At 33.9% G+C, this 21,098-nt stretch carries 9 protein-coding genes and 1 pseudogene; 3 read left to right on the forward strand and 7 right to left on the reverse strand.

Annotation, left to right across the window (positions count from 1 at the left end; genetic code table 11):
* Positions 1 to 19: 19 nt before the first annotated feature.
* The 3 genes and pseudogenes from ACJ5H0_RS07615 to ACJ5H0_RS07625 form a co-directional block, all read right to left on the reverse strand.
* Positions 20 to 1,060 (reverse strand): UDP-glucose--hexose-1-phosphate uridylyltransferase, encoded by a 1,041-nt coding sequence (locus tag ACJ5H0_RS07615; RefSeq protein WP_411248549.1) that lies wholly within the window; start codon positions 1,058 to 1,060, stop codon positions 20 to 22.
* Positions 1,061 to 1,076: 16 nt separating this feature from the next.
* The gene (locus ACJ5H0_RS07620; RefSeq protein WP_411248553.1) at positions 1,077 to 2,960 is read right to left on the reverse strand and encodes a beta-galactosidase; all 1,884 of its coding nucleotides are present in this window, start codon (positions 2,958 to 2,960) and stop codon (positions 1,077 to 1,079) included.
* 297 nt (positions 2,961 to 3,257) lie between these two features.
* A pseudogene (locus ACJ5H0_RS07625) lies at positions 3,258 to 4,986 on the reverse strand (sodium:solute symporter family transporter).
* A gap of 378 nt (positions 4,987 to 5,364) precedes the next feature.
* Between ACJ5H0_RS07625 and ACJ5H0_RS07630 the strand changes: the two are divergent.
* On the forward strand, positions 5,365 to 6,231 hold the full coding sequence (locus tag ACJ5H0_RS07630) for a substrate-binding domain-containing protein (protein WP_411248555.1): 867 nt from the start codon (positions 5,365 to 5,367) through the stop codon (positions 6,229 to 6,231).
* Between the two features lie 208 nt (positions 6,232 to 6,439).
* Here the strand turns inward: ACJ5H0_RS07630 and ACJ5H0_RS07635 are convergent, their stop codons facing one another.
* From ACJ5H0_RS07635 to ACJ5H0_RS07650, 4 genes are all read right to left on the reverse strand, one after another.
* Positions 6,440 to 9,328 (reverse strand): TIM-barrel domain-containing protein, encoded by a 2,889-nt coding sequence (locus tag ACJ5H0_RS07635; RefSeq protein WP_411248558.1) that lies wholly within the window; start codon positions 9,326 to 9,328, stop codon positions 6,440 to 6,442.
* A complete protein-coding gene (locus ACJ5H0_RS07640; protein ID WP_411248562.1) occupies positions 9,312 to 10,253 on the reverse strand; it encodes a hypothetical protein in 942 nt (313 codons plus the stop codon). Before ACJ5H0_RS07640 ends, ACJ5H0_RS07635 begins: the two co-directional genes overlap by 17 nt.
* Before the next feature lie 147 nt (positions 10,254 to 10,400).
* The gene (locus tag ACJ5H0_RS07645) at positions 10,401 to 12,053 is read right to left on the reverse strand and encodes a RagB/SusD family nutrient uptake outer membrane protein (RefSeq protein WP_411248566.1); all 1,653 of its coding nucleotides are present in this window, start codon (positions 12,051 to 12,053) and stop codon (positions 10,401 to 10,403) included.
* 21 nt (positions 12,054 to 12,074) lie between these two features.
* Entirely contained in the window at positions 12,075 to 14,927 is a 2,853-nt protein-coding gene (locus ACJ5H0_RS07650; RefSeq protein ID WP_411248569.1) for a SusC/RagA family TonB-linked outer membrane protein, read from the reverse strand.
* A gap of 880 nt (positions 14,928 to 15,807) precedes the next feature.
* On the opposite strand from ACJ5H0_RS07650, the gene ACJ5H0_RS07655 reads away from it, so the two are divergent.
* Positions 15,808 to 18,927, forward strand: coding sequence for a M60 family metallopeptidase (locus ACJ5H0_RS07655; RefSeq protein WP_411248573.1), 3,120 nt, complete (start codon positions 15,808 to 15,810; stop codon positions 18,925 to 18,927).
* Positions 18,928 to 19,599: 672 nt separating this feature from the next.
* Positions 19,600 to 20,865, forward strand: a complete 1,266-nt coding sequence (locus tag ACJ5H0_RS07660; RefSeq protein ID WP_411248576.1) for a DUF3472 domain-containing protein — start codon at positions 19,600 to 19,602, stop codon at positions 20,863 to 20,865.
* Positions 20,866 to 21,098: the final 233 nt, after the last annotated feature.

A 21,098-nucleotide genomic window follows, 5' to 3' on the forward strand; every position in this document is an offset into this window, starting at 1 on the left:
AGAGCTATTTTATTTACTTTTATAATGAATTGTTGAACTTTTTTTTAAGAATGTCTGCGCTTTGTTCCGGAGTAATATCTCTTTGTGCTTCTGCCAACATTTCATATCCTACCATAAATTTCTTCACACTAGCTGAGCGAAGTAAAGGGGGATAAAAATGCATATGAAAATGCCATTCCTCATGTGATTCCAGATCTGTAGGTGCCTGATGTATTCCGGCAGAATAAGGGAAGGAAGTAGAGAAAATATTATCGTATTTCACAGTTAAATCTTTCAATATCTGAGCAAATAAAACTTGATCTTCATGTGAAAAAGCAAGTAGGCTATTTAAGGGCATTTTACTAATAATCATTGTTTCAAATGGCCACGTTGCCCAAAATGGAACCAAGGCCACAAAAGCTTCATTTTCTAATATAATTCGCTCATTAATTCCTATTTCCCTTTGAAGATAATCAGACAGAAGGGTTGTTCCATGTTTATCATAATAGTTCTTCAAATTTTGTTGTGTTCTGGCTACCTGGGAAGGAATAGATAACTGTGCCCAAATCTGCCCATGAGGATGAGGATTACTACAGCCCATAATTGCTCCTTTATTTTCAAAAATCTGAACATGATTAATGTAATCTAGCCTCCCCAGATTCTGATATTCTTCTTTCCAGACAGACACAACGTTTGTAATTGCTTCTACAGACATTTCAGGAAGAGTCAATGAATGGTCATGTGAAAAGCAAATTACACGATTAATTCCTCTTTCAGGTTCAGTTTTAAATAATTCATCCTCGGTTTTATCAAAGGTTACTCCTTCGCTCAATAAAGCTCCAAAATCATTATCGAATACATACACACCCTCATACTGGGGGTTTTGGACTCCGTTAACTCTTGAATTTCCGGGGCATAAATAACATTTAGGGTCATATTGATTTTGAACGTTTGGCAATGGTTCTTCCTGTTGTCCTTGCCATGGCCGCTTTGCTCTTTGTGGTGATACTAAAACCCACTCATCCAATAAAGGATTATATCTTCTATGTGGATGATCTTTGCTGTTAAATGAACTACTCATATTGAGTTTCTTTATATCAGTTTAGCCCTTTTTCAGGATTTAACTTGTCCAAAATAGGTTCGGTTAATGTATTTAATTCTGTATTAATTTTATTATTTTTCTGTTCAAAAATAATAATCTCATTATCACCATTTTTTAGATAACACCCGGGTAAATATAATGTCTGTTGTGGCCCTACTGACCAATACCTTCCTAAATTGATTCCATTAACAAATACAATTCCTTTTCCAAAAGGCCGCATATCCAAGAAAGTATCTCCCACTTTTGATACATTAAAATTTCCTTTGTAGATAGCTGGTCTATTCTCTTTTAGATCTGATTTTTGTTTTGCATCAATTACCGGAGCCTTTTCAAAAGGAAGTCCATACATCTCCCAATCTCCGGTGATTTTTCGGTCATTAATAAATACAGGAGAAATAATTCCTTTTGTATTTTTATTAATAGCAGCTCCGTAGTTAATTCTTCCCATGTTTTCTACCAAAATGTCTAATTTTCCATTGAAGGGTATATTAACTTCACATTCATATTTTTTATAGTAACGATTAAGCTCTCCAACTTTTTCTCCATTCACATAAACAATCGCATAATCTCTTAATCCATCAATTTTTAAAGTTCCTTTAATTGGCTGATTAAAATTTTTGCTGTACCAGACATAGCCATACCCCTGATTTAATTGCTCAAAAGTCAAAGGATTATCATTAATTACTGGCCTTACATGATTTTTTAAATTTTCTAAATCTATTGCCTGAGACAATTTAATACCCTGAATCTCAATGACTGGAATTTTTGCAGGAATAGGAGGCGTAGAAGAATTTTTTAATAATTCTCTTAATTTCAAGTACTTTTCAGTCTCCCAACCTGCCTCAGTAATGGGAGCATCATAATCATAACTGGTCATACTCGGTTGTATGTCATGATCTTTATCGTAATTAGCTCCAGAGGTAAACCCAAAGTTAGTTCCTCCATGAACCATGTAAATATTAAAAGAAATATCGTTATTCATGAATTTTTCAATATGGCTTTTTACTCTTTCCGCGGCTTTACGAGGGAAAGGTTCTGCCCAATGATCTAACCACCCGGGATAGTATTCCGCTACCATAAAAGGACCTTCTCCGTTATGAAATTTCTTTACCTCTTTCTTAATATTTTCTGGATCTTCATCTCCATTTGCAGTCGGCAAAGCGCCGGGCAAAGCACCTCCTTCAAATAACCAGTCTCCATCTGAAGTAAAAAACTCCATCCCTTTGAAACCAACTTCTTTTAATTGATCAAATACAGATGAACTATATTTTTTATGATCCTCCATTTTAATATCTTCCCGTTGACTAACGAAAGATCCAAATTCATTTTCTCCCTGCACCATCACAATAGGACCACCATTAACAATCAGATAAGGTTTTACCACCTTATAAAGTTCTGTGAAATATGCTTTTGTTGAATGTAAAAAAGGAGTATTGTATTCTCTAATTTTCATATCCTTGTCATTTTGCAAAAACCAAGGATAACCTCCGAATTCCCATTCTGCACACACATAAGGTCCCGGGCGAAGAATTACCATTAAGCCTTCTTCTTTTGCTATTTTTAAGAATTCAGGTAAGTTTCGGTTCCCGGTTTGAAAATCCCATTTTCCAGGAGCTATTTCATGATAATTCCAAAATACATATGTAGCTATTGTATTTAGTCCCATCGCTTTAACCATTTTTAAGCGATGTCTCCAATAATCATGAGGAATTCTGGCATAATGGATCTCGCCTGAATGCAATTTAACTGCCTGTCCGTTAAATTTAAATTCTCCATTCTCGATTTTGAAAGATTCATATTTAATAGGTTTCTGTTGTGCATTTATCGAACTTGCCCCTACTAAGCACAAGGCTAAAATTATATTTTTAATAAGCTTCATCGTAATGTATTATAAATCTAGTTTAGTTAATAAAATAAATTTATAAATTTACCAGACACTACCATACTAGTTCCTACCGGTTTTTGTAGCTTTACTACCAGTTTAAAATTTGGAAATATATCGAGGTTTATTAAAATAATTCGCTATTCAGTTCTACCCAAATACCAACAGATTATAAATTCCATTGAGCAAGGCTAAAGGATGAAAAACTATTTTCTATAAAAGTGTCTATGTGATAAATTATAGCAAAAAACCAACATTTCTCATTTTCCTCAAATACAAAAATCAAAATTTCTATTACCAAAAACGAACATATATAGCAGTTAGAAGTAATAAAATAATGACAATCAGGAATAATGTTCTATTGTCCACACTGAACATATTTTTGTCTGTGACAAAAGCCTTTGGATTTACTTTTGGTTCAAAAAAACTTAAGAGAATCATTACAACTGCAGTAATGAAAAATGACCAGCCCATATTGATAAGGAAAGGAATCTCTGTAATGGTTTTCACCACACCGTTTTCCAATTTTTCATAAGTGAATGCTGTATAAATCCATGTTTCTTTCCCAAACAGGCCAACTGCAAAGCTGTTAAAGAAAATAGATAATAAAAAACCAAGAATAACTCCAACTATAGCAGCGGTTCCGGTAGTTCTTTTCCAAAACATTCCTAAAATAAACATAGCAAATACACCCGGACTAATAAAGCCAGTATATTTTTGTATAAATGTGAAACCGCCTTCTCCACCGATTCCCAAAATATCTGTCCATGTAAATACCAAAGCAATAAGCATAGCCACTATAATTGCCCAACGTCCTGTTCTTACCATTTGCATTTCAGAGGTGTTGGTGTTTAAATATTTTTTATAGATGTCTAAAGTGAAAATTGTAGATATACTATTTACTTTTCCAGCAAGTGATGCGACTATTGCAGCTGTTAAAGCAGCAACCGCAAGACCTTTAAGCCCAGATGGAAGCAACCCCAATATTGAAGAATAAGCACTATCTTTTACCCCATTAAAAATTGACAAATGACCTTTTGTATAGAGTACATAAGCTGCAATCCCAGGAAGTACAACAATTACAGGCATAAAAAGTTTTAAAAACCCTGCAAATAAAATTCCTGTTCTTGCTGTTTTCAAATCTGCTCCTAATGCTCTTTGGGTAATGTATTGGTTACATCCCCAATAATTAAGTTGTACAATCCATTGTCCAGCAAAATACATCGCTAAGCCTGGCAAAACCACATATTTCTGCACCGCTAAATTTTCCGGCATTGATAAAGAAGTTGTTGTTATTTGTGGTTTATTTAGAATGAGTTTGAAATGTCCCGGAGCTTCTTTCAAAAGGGTATCTAAACCCGTTAAGGCATTTCCAATAGCAGCACCGTTAATTCTTTGATCCACAACCTGTAATGCCATGTAAACTGTAGCAAAACCACCAATAACAAGAACTGTTACTTGAATAACATCCGTATAGCCAATGACTTTCATTCCCCCCCAATCCAATAAACAAAGCCATTAGTAAAAGTGCAATCATGATGATATGCAGGTGGCCTCCACCAAGCAATGAATCAATAGCTACAGCTCCTAAATAAAGAATAGAAGTAAGATTAACAATTACATACAAAAATAGCCAAAAAACAGCCATAATAAGGGAAACAGACTTATTATATCGTGTTTCCAAAAACTGGGGCATCGTATAAATCTTATTTTTGAGATAAATCGGAATAAACCATACTGCAATAATGATTAGGGCAATTGCAGCCAGCCATTCGTAGACGGCAACAGCTACTCCTATGAAGAAGCCTTCTCCACTCATCCCAATAAATTGTTCTGCCGAAATATTAGATGCAATCAGGCTCGCTCCAATTGCCCACCACGTAAGTGAGCCTTCTGCAAGGAAATAATCTTTACTTCCTGTCGTTTTTGATTTCTTTCGCTTGTATATCCATAAGCCATATGCTGTTACAACCGAAAAATATATTAGAAATATAACAAAATCAAGAGTCGAAAGTTTTCCCACGCTTAAAAATTTTTATAGTAAGTTTATCATAGATTTGTACACTTTTTAGCACTTTTATATACTCTAAAGTATTTAATAATTTAGCGCCCTTAATAGATCATTTAGAATAAAATTGAATCTTTTGCATCAAAATCACACAAAAGGAAACATTATCTTACCAAATATATAAATTTGGAAAACGCATCCATACTTGTTCCTACCAGTTTTTGTATATTCACCACTAGTTTTAAAAAATTGGAAATATTATGAAACTTATTAAAATAACTCCCGATTCGGTTATCCCTAAATACCAACAGATTATAAATTCCATTGAACAGGCTCTTGCTCAGCAACTGCTAAAAAAAAAATGACAAGCTACCTTCCATAAATAAAGTATGCATGGAATTTGGCATTTCTAGAGACACCGTTCTATATGCCTACGAAACATTGAAAAAGAGAGGAATAGTAAATGCCATTTTAGGTAAAGGGTACTACATAAAAAGCACTGATTGGGATTTTGAAGAGCGAATTTTTCTATTATTTGATGAGCTTAATGCTTTCAAGGAAACACTATATAATTCATTTTTGGAAGAGTTACAACAAAGATCTAATATCCATGTTTTTTTCCATTACTTCAATATAGATGTCTTCAAGAAGTTAATCGAAGAAAATAATGGAAACTACACAAAGTACATAATTATGCCTGGCAATATGAATAATACGGCGCCCATTATTAAGATGCTTCCAAAGAAGGATGTTTATATATTAGATCAAACCAATTTACATTTAAGAGAATATTCATCAGTCTATCAGAATTTCGCAAAAGACATGTATAATGGTCTATCAAAAGCGAAAGCTTTGCTTAAAGCACACCAAAGACTGATTCTTATTTTTCCAGGAGAAAAAGAACCTATAGGTATGGTAGAAGGATTTACCAGTTTTTGTGAGCAGCATAAAAAGAAACATATCATTATCAATAATTTTACCGACGAGGAAATACTGGATGGAGATGTATTCATAATTCCTGATGATAAACACTTGGTAAATGTTATTAAACAATCTAAAAAGCAGAAGCTAAAGATTAAAAAGGATTTCGGAATTATCTCCTACAACGAAACGCCTCTTAAAGGTATTGTAGAAAGTGGTATTACTACAATTTCCACGGATTTTTGGCAAATGGGAAAGATCTTAGCAGAAATGATTCTTAATTCCAAACAAGAAAGGATCGAAAATGCGTCTGATCTAATTATCAGGAATTCCTTATAAATGATTTGAATTAATATTTTTTACCTGAAATTATTTAAAAAAAATATAAACAAAAGCTAAATAGGGCATCATTCTGAACGAATTTATGCTTGTTTTTGAAAAAAGGCTCAGATTCTAAAATCCAAGCCTTGACTTTTTAACTTACTCATATCGTGAGATGTTGTCAAAAAATGTAAATTCTTTCTTTTGCTTTTAAATAATTTCGTAATTAAAAGTTAATAGAGTTCAGTGTTTTATCAACAAGTAATCCTTTACTTGCTTTTATATTAAATGATCCGTTTCTTTTTGCTTTAAATTTAATAATGAATAAATCCGTTGTGCCTTCTAAAGGAAGTTTTTGTCCTACATTGACCAGCGTAGGATATAATACCTTTTCTTTGTTGGTATGCAGTCTGTCATAAGTCAGATTTTCCATTTGTCCGATATTTAATGGGGTAATTCCTATATATTCCAATTCTTCCTGTTTATACGGAATAGCGAAACTTAATGCATTTACAGATTGCAGATTACTACCTTTTACTACTACTTCAATGATATCATTCTTAGCATATTGTTGCTTTGAGGCAGAGATTGTAATGCTACCTTGCAGTGGTTTGAATTCTTCATCATTTACTCCTCCATCTATTTTCGTAGCGACGTTAGAAATATCAAAGGCATCAATGAAACCGTTCTTATTTATATCTCCGTTGCTAATATATCCTTCAAAATCAGAATCTCCTTTTCTCAAACCTGTATAATTAATATATGAAGTAAAATCATTCATATCAATTTTCTGATCATTGTTGATATCGCCGGGAAGCAAGCTTGAAGACCCTGGAACTTTGAATACATATAATTCGTTTCCACTTCCAAAGTTTTTGAAAGCATTGCTTACTACAATCTTCATAAATCGTGTAGTTGGATGTGTGGCGAAATCTAAAGATTTACTTTTGTTATTTCTATCCCATGTAAAAGAGCCAAGTTCTATCCAATCTTTTTTATTATCACTATACGAAATTTTACCATTCATCCATATTCCGTTGTAACCACTGTTTCTAGGAATATATTCTAATTTGCTTATGGTATTAATAGAACCTAAATCTAAAATTATCTCAAAAGGGACTTTGCTTTTTTCATAATCCGAGTGCCAGCCTGTGCTCATATCCTGATCAAAAAGATTCTCTAGTCCTTCTCCTTCCTGACTTGGAATTGTGGCTGTGGCCTTTATGCCTTTAATTACAAATTCATAAGGGTTTTTATTGGTTCGGGATGAAAAAGGAACCCAATCAGAAGTATTTGTTTTATTTACGGCTCTTAATTTGAAATCATATTTCGTTTCAGGATCTAATCCTTCAAATAAGAAAGAGGTATCTTTTATATTACTGTATACCATATTATTATATAGTATTTCGTAATAATCAGCATTAGGAATTGTATTCCACGATGGTAATATAGAATATGCGGTGTTTGTATTTTCTGAAGTGATTGGTTTCAAAGCTTCTGCAAATGCTCCGGAATTCTTTTTTAGTTGATTAGAATTAATAAATTGGTAGTCTTTAATGACAAGCTCTACTTTGTTTTTGCTAACATCTGTGATTCCTGATTTTACCCACAATTGTGGATTTCGAGAAATCGAAACTTTTGAAAATTCAGAATCTTTTGTAGAAAAATTATTGAATTCAGGTTTACTATTGTAAAAATATACATTTGTAGCATTATTGAATTCATCTAAAGTATTTACTATATTCAGTTTTATATTTTTACCTCCAATAGAAAGCTTTACACCGGATGGTTTCTTAGTAACATTGATTCTAAATTCTGTCATTTTTTCTTTTTCGAAGCCATTAAAGTTACCTTGAGTAGAAGAGATGCTTATTGTTGCAGTATTTTTTACAACATTACTTTCTATAAGAGTGCTTACAGATTCTTTTTTCATGTAATTTTCGGTTACGCCATCGTCATCATATTCTATAAAACTGGATTTGCCTGAAGGATATACCTCATAAATTCTAAATTTTTTATTGATTTGATGAATGTTGTTATTGGCATTTACCATCGGAATAATAGCACCTGGTTTCACAAATAGAGGGAGTTTCCAAATTGGGGCATCGAAATGATTTAAAACAATCCCTCCTTCATAAGTTTGCCCTGTAAAGTAATCAATCCAATTTCCTTTAGGAAGGTAAATATTATTTCTAATATCATTTCCTTCTTTATCCGTTTTTGTAGCCTGATATACTGGAGCTACTAAGAAATAAGGTCCATACTGATACTGGTATTGAGTAGATTTTCCTAGGGTATATTCATTAGCTTCATCTAAAAACATTGCTCTGATCATTGGCAATCCTTCTACGGCTTCCTTCGCTATACTATAACTATAAGGAAGCAGACTGGATTTCAATTTTAAATAGTTCCTGTTAATAGAAGCAGCAGACTCACCCAAAGCATGGGGATACTTTTCGTTTGTTCCCCAGCCGTCCATGTTTAACTGCATAGGAGTAAAGGTCTTCCATTGGAAATCCCTTGTATTAACGATTGGGTTTTTCCCTCCAAAAATACCATCCATATCCGAAGTAATGTTAGGCTGGCCAGACAAACCAGAACCTATATAGGTAGGAATATGGAATCTGATGTATTCCCACTCCCCTCCGGTTTGGTCTCCTGTCCAAATACCTGCATATCGTTGTGAACCAGCCCAGCCGTCTAACGAAATGATGAAAGGACGACTTCCGTTTCCATAGCGCGGCATTATTTGGGCTACATCTGAAATACCATTCAGTCCGAATGAATAACCAGGACCTACCCAGGCAACATCCGTTTTTAGTACTCTTACACCTGCCTCACCTACTTCCTTTATAATATCTCTCTGTAAAAGAGCATTTATACCATCTTTAGGGTGCAAATCTGATTGGGTCCATAACCCTATTTCTACGCCGTTTTTTCTGGCATAATTTCCGAGAGATTTTAAGTTAGCTATATTGCCATCCAAGGTTTCTGTCTGCCCGTATCCAGCACTGTAACCATCATTTGGCAATATCCACCCCAAAGGCATATCTGTATTTTTATAACGGTCTATCACTGCTCTGGCAGAAAACTGATAGTTATTTTTTTTCTCCATTTAAAGATTCTTTAACCCCTCCATTGTCTTTTTGGCTCTCTTTATATCTTTTTCCGTCTTCAAATAGGATTCCTTTATCATCTTCTTTCCAATAATCTCTATTGTAGGCATTAAGATGTCCTTCATAAAAACCAAATTTGGGTAAAAGTACAGGGTTTCCTGTGAGCTGGTAAAAATCATTCAACAAAGATTTAGGTTGATCATTTACCATAAAGAAAACATCCAGGTAATTAATCTCATGAGCCAGTTTCACTTCATTTTTATTTTGTTTACCGAAATCATAATATCCTTTTTTGAAAGTATGCCACATAAAACCATACCCATTTGTAGACCAATAATAAGGATTTGGAGATGCAACACCACCATCAGTCCAGTTATTTTGATTCACAATAAAGATGGTATTTCCTTTATGAGAAAATCGACCGTTTTGTACTCCGCCTCCATAGAAATATTCATCCTTTCCTTGAGATAAAGTAAGCACTGCTTCTTTAGAATTAAATTCAATGGGAGCAACAAAAGAAAATATCTCTTTATTAAGGCTCAAGTTGACTACTTTAAATAAAGAAGTTGCTTTTTCAATTTCTATTTTAATTTTACTGGTGGAAATAGAAACAGTGTGCGGTAAATTGTTGACAGCAATTTCTTTTACTTTTCTTCTGGGCTGATCTACCAAAATCTGAGCAGGAGGTATCGCTTCAGGATTTCTTACTTCTCCTCCTTTGGGATCGAAAAATAATCGAAAAATATTTTCTCCATAAAAATCTATTGTCATTTTTTTGTTATCAGAGAGCAAAACTTCTACTGAAGTTTCTCCTTTCTTAGAAACATTTTCAATTTTTTGAGCCTGAATTTTTCCAATGAAGAAAAAAAGAAAAGAGCTCAGTAGTAAAATCTTTTGAATTTTTGAATTTAAAACGGCATCCATTTACCTTGATTTATTTATTAATTACATTTTACACTACTCTAAGAATAAGATCGATATTGAAGATAAAATTAACTGTAGCTTTCTGTGATATTAAGAATTTCAAAAATAGTTTTTTATCAAGTAATAACTATAGACATTTATATAAAATTAATATCCTTTTGCTGCTTGAGCTTCTTTTAGTTTCGGATTTAAATCCACAGCTTTTTGAGGATAAGGAAATCTGTAAAATCTATTATCCCAAACTCTTGTTGCAACCTGCGTATTGGTAATATCGTAAACGGTTTTCATTACATTTGGGGCAATCTTCCATCTCCTGATATCATAGAATCTGTGGCCTTCGTTTGCCAGCTCTATCCTTCTTTCATTTCTGATAATTTCTCTTAAGGTTTCTTTTGTCTGTGTGTTGCTAACCCCTACCATACCTGCTCTGCCTCTAATCTGATTTAATGCATCATAGATAGAAGGATCTGGACCAAAAAATTCATTTCTTGCTTCTGCATATATAAGTAATACTTCTGCATAACGGATAAGCATAAAATTGTTGCTCATATTTAAATTCTCGTCCAATGATCCATAATCCGCCATTTTTTTATAATTATAACCTATCTTGGACGTATTGTTTGCACCTTCATTCCATTTGAACAGTGTACTTGTCCCAAAACCTTTTAAGTAAGACCAGGGCCCATTTGGATGCATTATACTTGCATATAAACGGGTATCTCTGTTTTTAAATTCATCCAGATAGGCATTATTTGGGTTACCATGATTATAATTTGAAGCTCTTGTAGCATTAGAAGGAGGTGTAAATGCCGTTCCATCTTTGTTCCAATAAGCATTTACTAAATCAATTGTTGGTGTTACAGAACTCCATCCACTCTCTTCATTTGGCAATAAGAAAAGGGCCATGCTATTACTAAATACTCCTTTAGAGTCGGGTACAAATTGAGCTTCTAAAATTGATTCTTTGTTGCCATTATTTTTAGCCCAGAACAATGCTTGATAATTGCTCAATCCTCTATAAAAATTATCTTTATCTGTTGCAGAGGTAAAGGTAACAAAGCTATCATAATTTGTACTTGTGTCTACTAAAGTTGTAGTGAAAAGATTATAAGTACCGGAGTTAATTACTGATTGAGCAGCTTCATAAGCTTCTTTATATTTTCCTGTGTATAAATATATCCTTGCCTTAAATGCTAATACTGCTCCTTTTGTTATTCTGCCTTTATCCTGGCCGGAGGGGTAGGCAGTTGGTAAATCATTTTCTATAGCATTTAATTCACTGATTACAAAATTATCAATTTGAGTTTCAGAAATAGGGGTAAGGGTGGATCCATCCAATTCACCTGATTTTTGTACGAGTGGAAGAGCTCCAAAACGTTGTGATAAATCAAAATAATTAAAAGCTCTTATAAACCTTGCTTCTGCTTTATATCTACCAGCTAAATTTTTGTCCATTGGGATCTCATCAATTTTTTCCAAAAAAGTATTGGCTCTTCTAATTGTAGTAAAATCATATCCGAAATCTATAGAAGGAAGTATGTTTCCCGCAGAAGCATCTACTGCAGTTGTTTCCCAGGGATATTGAGCAAATGAATTATCGGTAAAACTATCGTTATATAAATTGCTGTAAGCGGCATCAGAAAAATATTTGTAAATACCATTTAATGCCATGGTTGCGTCTTTTTCCGTCTTCCAAAATGTTTCTTCCGATACTTTATCTTCCGGAAACCTATCTAAATTACAAGAACTAGCCACTATAGCCAGAGAAGCTGATAGTAATATAATTTTTATCTTTTTCATTTTCAGATGTTTAATTTTAAATTAAAAAGTTGCATTGATACCAAAGGATATGGTTTTTAAATATGGATATGTTGAACGGCTACTGGGCATTTCAGGATCAAAATCTTTCATTCGTTTATCTCCCCTCAATGTAAAGTAATTCTCTAAGTTGGCATATATTCTGAATTTTGTCAGTCCTATGCGGCTAATTGTTTCCTTAGAAATAGAATATCCCAAAGTAATAGACTTAATTCTAAAGTAACTTGCATCAAAAAGCCAATAATCTGAAATAACACCTATATTTTGAGTTCCTCCCCCTGATGGCAGTATTCTAGGATACAGGGCATTAGGATTCGGGTTTTCCGGAGTCCATCTGTTATCTGAAACATATTGTTTTGCACCTGCACCATTGAAAAATGCCTGAGAAGATTCTTTATCCAGATATACCTTAACATTAGCTACCCCCTGACCCACTACGCTAAGATCAAAATTTTTATATCTCCCCCCTATACTTAGACCATAGGTAAGACTTGGAACATCATTTCCTATTACTGTTCTATCTTTTTCATCAACAACTCCATCTCCATTAATATCTACATATTTTATATCACCAACTTGAGAACTACTGTATAATTTAGGATAATTATTGTTGATATCTTCTTGGGTTAGGAGACCTGCAGTCTTATATCCGTAGAAATCACCAATTGAGCCTCCTACTTGTGTTATCCAATAATCATTATATAAGGTCTTACTATTGATAAGTGAAAGAATATTATTTTGGTTTTTAGCAAAATTTGCATTGATGTAAAAGTCCCCATTTTCAAAATTTTTATTATATCCCAAAGTAATTTCTATCCCTTTATTTTCCACATTACCCGCATTAATGGGCGGTGCTTGGTTTTCTGCTACACCAGTTTCATATTCTAATTGGTTGCTCATTAATGCTCCTTTTGTAAGACGGTTATATAAATCTACCGAGAAAGTGAAAGCGTTATTGAATAAAGATCCGTCCAGACCTATATTTTTGGTAACAATTGTTTCCCAGCCTATGCCCAAAAATCCAAGCTTACCCGGTACCACTCCCCCTACTATAGTATTCCCCAGAACTGTAGAAGTATTATCCATATAGGTCTGATTGTCATAATAACCAATGGTATTGATAGATCCGGTGCTGCCATAAGAACCTCTTAATTTTAGTGTATTGATAAAACTGAGGTTTTTTATGAAATTCTCCTTATCTAATCTCCAGGAAGCCATAACTGCAGGAAAATATCCCCATCTATTTTCTTTTGCAAAACGTGAAGATGCATCTGCCCTTATAATACCTTCTAAAAAATATTTTTCCTGATAATTATAATTGATACGAGCGAAAACAGACTGGAAAGCATATTGCTGAGTATTAGAATTTAATTCATCTAAGGTTCCGTCAAGGGTACTAAGAGCACTTAAAGAATGTAATCCATCTTTTGGTATATTGGATTTTTTACCAGATATGGATCTGGTTGTATAATCTTCATACGAAGTACCTCCCAACAATTTAAAATAATGTGATGATATGTTTTTTTCATAACTTATCAGGACCTGAGTATTAAGTAATTCATCAGAATTCCAGGACTCAGAATAGTTATTAATTGCTCTCGCAGTTGAACTAATAGGAACATTAGTTAAAAAATTATATACGGGGTTTAGTGTATTTACAAAAGTCCCTAAACGATAGTTCCAATTTGAATAGTTAATTTGAGCATTTACATTTAATCCTTTTACAGGAGTGTAATTGGCAGATAATGCCCCCATAAATTTTTGATCATTTGACTTAGAATCTCCTCCCTCTACATTGTTTCTTACAGGATTGGTATTTGCAAATGTATTATCTACTTTACCCGCATTAACAGATCCCCACCATCCATTGGATTGTCTTAATACCATAGTAGGAGTTATTCTTGCTAATTCTCCAGTATTAATAACACCGCCCTGATCATTGATCATTTGTTTGATAAATGATATATTAGAATTTACTGTAAGTTTATCACTCAATTTAGAGGATGTATTTGTCCTAAAAGAATATCTATCCATACCCTTTGTAGGTGATAGAGACTCCTGTTTCAAATACCCTAAACTTGCGAAATAACGAGTTTTATCTCCACCTGATATATTTATCTCATTATTAAGCACATTTGCCATTCTTCGATAAGTTGCTTTATACCAGTCTGTGTTTGGGTATCTGTCGGTGTCTGTACCGGCAGCTGTAAGATTTATTTGATCTTGCGTATATTGAGAAAAATGACCAACATTATTATTAGCGTTATAATATGCTTCATTTTTCAGTTTCATATATTCAACAGCATCTACATACTTAGGCAAATAGGTGGGCGTCTGATAACCAGTATACATATTATAACCTATACTCATCTTACCTCCACCGCCTTTTTTAGTCTCAACAAGAACAACCCCATAGCCAGCTCTTGCACCATAGATAGATGCTGAAGCATCTTTTAAAATGCTTATATTTTCAATATCAGCTGGGCTTAATCTGGAAAAATCTGCAGCACTAGAGGGAATACCATCTATAATATAGAGTGGAGAATTACCCGCAACACTCCTTCCCCTTACATTCAAGGTAGGAACAGAACCTACATCTCCCAAAGAAGACTTAATTGTAACTCCTGGTAAAGCACCTTGCAGACTTGCTGTTAAGCTTGTTGTTGGTCGATCCTGTAGTATCTTTTTATCAACAGAAGCTATAGATCCGGAAACAGTTCCTTTTTTCTGTTTTCCGAATCCTACTAAAACAATTTCTTCCAGATCTTTTACTTTTTTAGAGGTAGAGTCCGAAGGTTTGTTTTTAGTTTTTTGTGCATCCACTAATGTGATAGATGACATTAAAATTGCACTCAAAATACAAATTGTAGTTTTCTTCATATTTTATTGACTTTTATAACAATATTATCCAGATGATGTTGAATTCTAAAACCGTATCACTTACCATTTTTTCTAGGCAAAAACAAAAAAATGGTGATCTTCCATATTTTACAGTATCCGGCACAAATGGAAAATATGTAAAGTGAAACCTCCCATATCCAAATACACTATATACCCTCTTCTTATTTCCTTTTCTGAATGTGAACTAACTATTACTATAATATTAACCCTGTGTAACCCAAATGTATAGTTTTACACCATACCTCCATACTGGTAGCCACCAGTTTTTATCCCTTTACCACCAGTTTGAAAATCATTTGAATACGGCCTTATTAAGAAGCTCTTAGAAATTGGTTATAAATTGGCAGCCATGCCTATTGCTTCTCTATTTTTCATGAGAAAAACCCATTTACATATTGATTTTTCCCATTACAAAAGTGTTTTCACTTTGTCATTCATGGATCACTATCAAATATTAAAACGAATTTTTTAAAGGTTAAAAATCTTTATAAGCAAGTTTAGAATTAATTTTCAAAGCGTCTTAAATAAGTCAACTGGTAGTGAACATTCAAAAACAGGTAGGTACTAGTTTGTGCAATTACTTTAATTGTTAATTTTGGAAAGGAGGTTTTTAGTTCAGATATATCGCAAACTTAACAGGAGCGTAATAGAAGTATTTATCTGTAAAAAGTCTTTTTAGGATAAAGTTTTGAGCTATCAACTCACAAATAGTGGATAATTAATATCTGGGAAGATTGCTTAATACAATTACTATTCAAAAACAAATCAAAGCTGGATTTGTCTAACAGCTATAGATTATTACTTTGTTATTTTTTTAATCAAAAATCTACACCAAATGAAAAACAATTATTTTATTCTCTCATTTCTACTCGTTTTACAGACAGCTTTCGCACAGCAGTATAAGATGCCTGTAGCATATGTAAATTCGTTACAGCCCGCACAATCTGGACAGGAGGCTGGACAGAGTATTGATAATAATGTGAATACTCTTTATCATTCTCAATATAATTTGAGCACAGCACTTCCGGACCAGTTAAATTTCAAATTTTCCAACCGGGTAAAAAGTATAAAAAGGTTAGTCTACAAACCTAGAACAACGGGCCCAAACGGAATCTGGACAAGTGTGAAAGTTTCTTATTCTACCCAATCCGATCCTACAGTTTTTATAACAGCAACCGGGGTTATTTCCTGGGCAGCTGATAATACGGCAAAAACTATAGATTTGCCGACAGCAATAGTTCATCCTGCTGTTATTAGGATTGATGTCCTCAGTGCCCAAAATAATTTTTCAAGTTGTGCTGAGATGGAATTTTATTCTACAGAACAGATGGATCCTGTACAAACAGAATGTACACTGGCAACCAATGAGTTTTCAGCTTATGCAGATATCCCAGTATTGCCTCAGGTGGCAGGATCCTCGGCCTCAAGTTTCCAATCGGGAGAAAATATAGAGAAATCCTTTGATGGTGATGTAAGTACACTTTATCATTGTAGTTGGAATGCAACAGCAGCTACTTTTCCTATTTCTCTGATTTACAAGTTTAATGGACAAACAGCTATAAATTATTTAAGGTACACACCCAGACAGGATGGCGGACCAAACGGACTTTTTGGAAATGTAAAAATAAGTTATAATACAATTTCTAATCCAGCATACATTACTATTTCTACTCAAAATTTTGGGCAGACATCTGCAATAAAAACGGTAAATTTTCCTTCCGCCATTACTCCTTTAACTATAAAAATTGAAGTTCTTGATGGTAAAAATAACTTTGCAAGCTGTGCCGAAATGGAATTTTTTCAGGCGAGTTCTAATAGTTTTGATCCTTCAGCTTATTCAAATATTTTTAATGATTCTATTTTCAGTGCTTTAAAAACAAATGTAACCCAGCAGGATATTGATGCCATTTCCTCACCTTTCATAAAAGGATTAACTCAGTGTTTATTTAATAATACCTACAATAAAAAATATAGGGTACAGACTTTTACGGCATATAAGACAATTGAATCAATAAATACCCAATATAAAATTGGAAATTATAACGGATATGAAAACCCTACAGGGATAGCATTCCAGCCTAATACCACTGCTATTGTTTTTGCGAAAGATATTACCTCTGAAAACAAAGTTTACTTAAAAATAAGAGATTTTGCTACTGAAGGGGCGTCCCCTGAAAAAACATACGAACTAAAAAATGGAATAAATATTCTCGCTATTGCTAATACAGGTTTGGGATATATTTCATATTACACTGATAATGTAAATGCCGCCCCGGTAACTGTAAATATCACAGCAGGTATTGTAAATGGTATTTATAAAAAAGGTACAACCCCTACAGAATGGGCAGAAATGCTGACTAATGATGTCTATCCAAAAATTGATATAGAAGGTTATTATACAAAACTGGTTACCAATAAGTCTGCGGTAAGCAATTTCCATTTCACAACCGCCCAGCCTTTGATAGATAAGTATGATGCAATTGCCAAGTCTGAAAGAGAAATGATGGGCTTCTATAAATTCAATAAAAACTTTAAAAACAGGCAGCTTGTTTATATGGAATCTACAGGAGGATGGTTTGCAGGAGGTTTAGGAGTTCATTTAGATCTTACTTGGGGATTATCCAATTCAACTTCAGCATCAGGACTTGATATTTGGGGTGTGGGACATGAATTAGGTCATATCAACCAGGTAAGGCCAGGATTAAAATGGGTCGGTACAACAGAAATCACTAACAATTTATACTCATTGTGGGCCTATTATAATATGTACTTACCTACAGGGAGTAACAGATTTACAAGGCTGGAAGGTGAAATTGCCGATAAAACAGCCTTTCCTAAAGTAGCTGGAAACAGATTTGGAGAAATTATTATTCAGACACAAATTAACAGGAAGAGTATTATGGATCAATTCAGAACAGATTATGTGAATCCCGCTGATGCGAATTTCAGAAGCCTTATTCCATTTTGGCAATTAGAATTGTATTATCAATTGGCAGGCGCTTCAAAAGGTGCTGCAACCCTTGCATTTGATTCAGATATGTCTGATGAAGATACCCCTACAGTTACCCCTACAGGTCCGGGAGTAGATTATGCACATTGGTTTGCTACAGTAGCTGAGAAAGTAAGAAATACAAACGAAAGCCAGTTTACCCAAGGGCAATTGGTAATGAATTTTGTAAAAAATGTCTGTGACGCCGTACAAGAGGACCTTACGGATTTCTTCACTAGCACCGGTTTTTTAAAGCCAATAAACGGTACAATATCAGATTACACCAATGCTCAAATGACAATTACCCAAAGCATGATTGATGATGTGAAAAGCTATGTCCTGGCAAAGGGATATGCCAAACCTGTATCTCCGGTCATCAATTATCTTTCAGCGAATAGTGTAAATGCATTCAAGAATATGCAGCCTGTTTCAGGGATTACGGGTGTTGGTGCACAGATCACAACCAATACACAAGGACAGTTCTTATTGGTAGATAATTCTAAATGGAATAATGCTGTTGCCTTTGAAACCTATAATTCAAGTAGCCAGCTAATCAGTGTTTCTATTGTAGGAACAGGAGATACTACATTGACAAATACTTATGTAGATTATCCTTCGAACGCAATGAAGGTGTATGCCGTGGGATACAATGGACAAAAAATTCTGGTTTATCCGGCAATTACATTAGTTGTTGATGATATTAAGAGAAATAATAATGAATTTACTGTTTATCCGAATCCTTTAAAAAATGGCCAGAAATTAGTTATTGATTTTAAAAATTCAAAAGAAAATCTGAAAGCAGGATTGTATGATGTGACTGGGAAGCCACTTATTTTAGCAAAAGGCTCTTTAAGAGAGATAAATAAGGAAATTAACGATAAAATTCAAGATTTGAAAACAGGAATTTATGTTGTTTCAATAAATGATGGAACCAATACCTATCAATCTAAGATTATTAAAGAATAATATTCTTTATAAGCTTTACAATCCAGCAAATTGTTACAGTTTATAATATTTAAAAATAAATGAATGCTTGAAACGATTGCCGAAGATTGTTGAATAGTAAAAAGTTATTTTTTATACTGCCGAGCATATTATTGTCAGCAAATAAGTAAATACCAATTTTTATTTAATATCACTTTATAGTTAGTATTACAAAATTGGTGTAAATAAACTTATAGCATTTTGTATTAATTTAATCAAAATGATAGCCATCAGTAAGTAAACTGGATAAATTAACACATTAAAATGGTTGAAATAAATATCTGATTATGTTGTAAATCCCTTTGTTTTGTACAAACAAAGGGATTTAACCATGGTTAAAAATACATAAATTACTACTATAATTATTTCTTCTGGAAAACAACCTATGATAAGCCTCTATTTAAAGAAAAATTTACAAAATCGGTGGTTTATGAGGATATCTAATGAGTCTTAATGTCTCCTCTAAACTTCTTTAATACATGTCTGATTCCTGAAAAGACAAAGTATAAAATCTTTAAAATTATACAACTGCACTAACAACTTTTTAATATTATAAATTTACATTTTTATTTAATCTACAATATGTGAAATAAACTTTTATTATATCCATAAAAAAATTAAATTAGTAGACGTAAATCAAATTACAAACATATTATGAGGACAAAAAAATTAACAAATACCTTTTTAGGTGTTGCCTTACTTATTTTTCAGTCGTGTGCAGAAACCACTGTAGTAGCGGAGGACACTGTTACTACACAAAAAAGCGCTTCAGCTTTAAAAACCACGTCTTCCTTCAATGTTCCGGTCGCAGGAAATTCTTTTATAACAGTAAAGCCTTCGGGTGCATCCGAAGTTATTACTTCTACAAAATTGGGTAACTGGACTAATTCCAACACTGTGATCAGTACTTATTTCAAGGTGGGCAATACTGGAGCCTTACATATCGGATTAAAAGCTTCTGTACCTTCCGGTACCAGCACAGTAAAAGTAACAATCGGTAACACATCCAAAAATGTTACTTTAACTGGATCAGCTTATACGGATTATTCTGTTGGAGATTTTACTATTTCCTCTCCGGGTTATGTAAAAGTTGACCTTCAGGGCGTCACCAAAACAGGCGGATACTTTGCAGATGTTACGGATCTTACTTTCAGTGGAGCAGCTTCTACCGGAACCAATATTTACAGTAATGATCCTTCCTACTATTATTGGGCACGCAGAGGGCCATCCTGCCATCTTAACTATACAGTTCCGACTACCAATAATGTAAGTTACTACTATAATGAAGTAACAGTTCCCGTAGGAGAAGATAAGATAGGCTCTTACTTTATGGCAAATGGCTTTAGTGCCGGCTATTTTGGGATGCAGGTGAACTCTGCTACAGAAAGGAGAATTCTCTTCTCTGTATGGAGTCCATTTGAGACAGATGATCCGAATAATGTTCCTCCTGACCATAAAATCATTTTAAACAGAGCCGGAACCGGAGTAACAGTTGGAGAATTCGGCAATGAAGGTTCTGGAGGCCAAAGCTATTATAAATACAACTGGACAGCAGGACAAACCTATAAATTCCTGTTAAAAGGAGAACCGGATGGTAGTGGAAAAACGGATTTTACAGCCTGGTTCTTATCGCCTGATACCACAACATGGAAACTTATTGCCAGCTGGAAGAGACCTCAAACCAGCACTTATCTTAAGAGCTTCTACAGTTTTGTTGAAAATTTTAATCCGGAGAATGGATATCAGGGACGAAAAGCAGAATTCAAAAATCAATGGGCAAGAACTTCGGATGGCAACTGGATCGCTATTTCAGGAGCAAAATTCAGTGTAGACAATACCTACAATGCACAACAAAGAATAGATGCAATGGGGGGGAACGAGTGGCAATGCTTTCTTTTTACAAAATGGAGGATTCTTTAATACTGTTGTTGCGCCTGGCTCTCAATTTTCTGTTACTGCGCCTACCCAGGCTCCGAATATCAATTTTTCGACACTTCCGTAAAATTACAATATAAAAATAATCAGCCAGTTAGTTTTAAACAAAACGAAAACTGGCTTTTTTATTTTATTTATTTTCAGTTTTTATTGCATGGTAAGCTAAAAATTACTATTTTTGCACCCACTTTAAACAACGAAGTAACACAAAACTATCA

Origin of the sequence: Chryseobacterium proteolyticum, assembly GCF_046591535.1 — a bacterium.
In the GTDB taxonomy this organism is placed as follows: Bacteria; Bacteroidota; Bacteroidia; order Flavobacteriales; family Weeksellaceae; genus Chryseobacterium; species Chryseobacterium proteolyticum.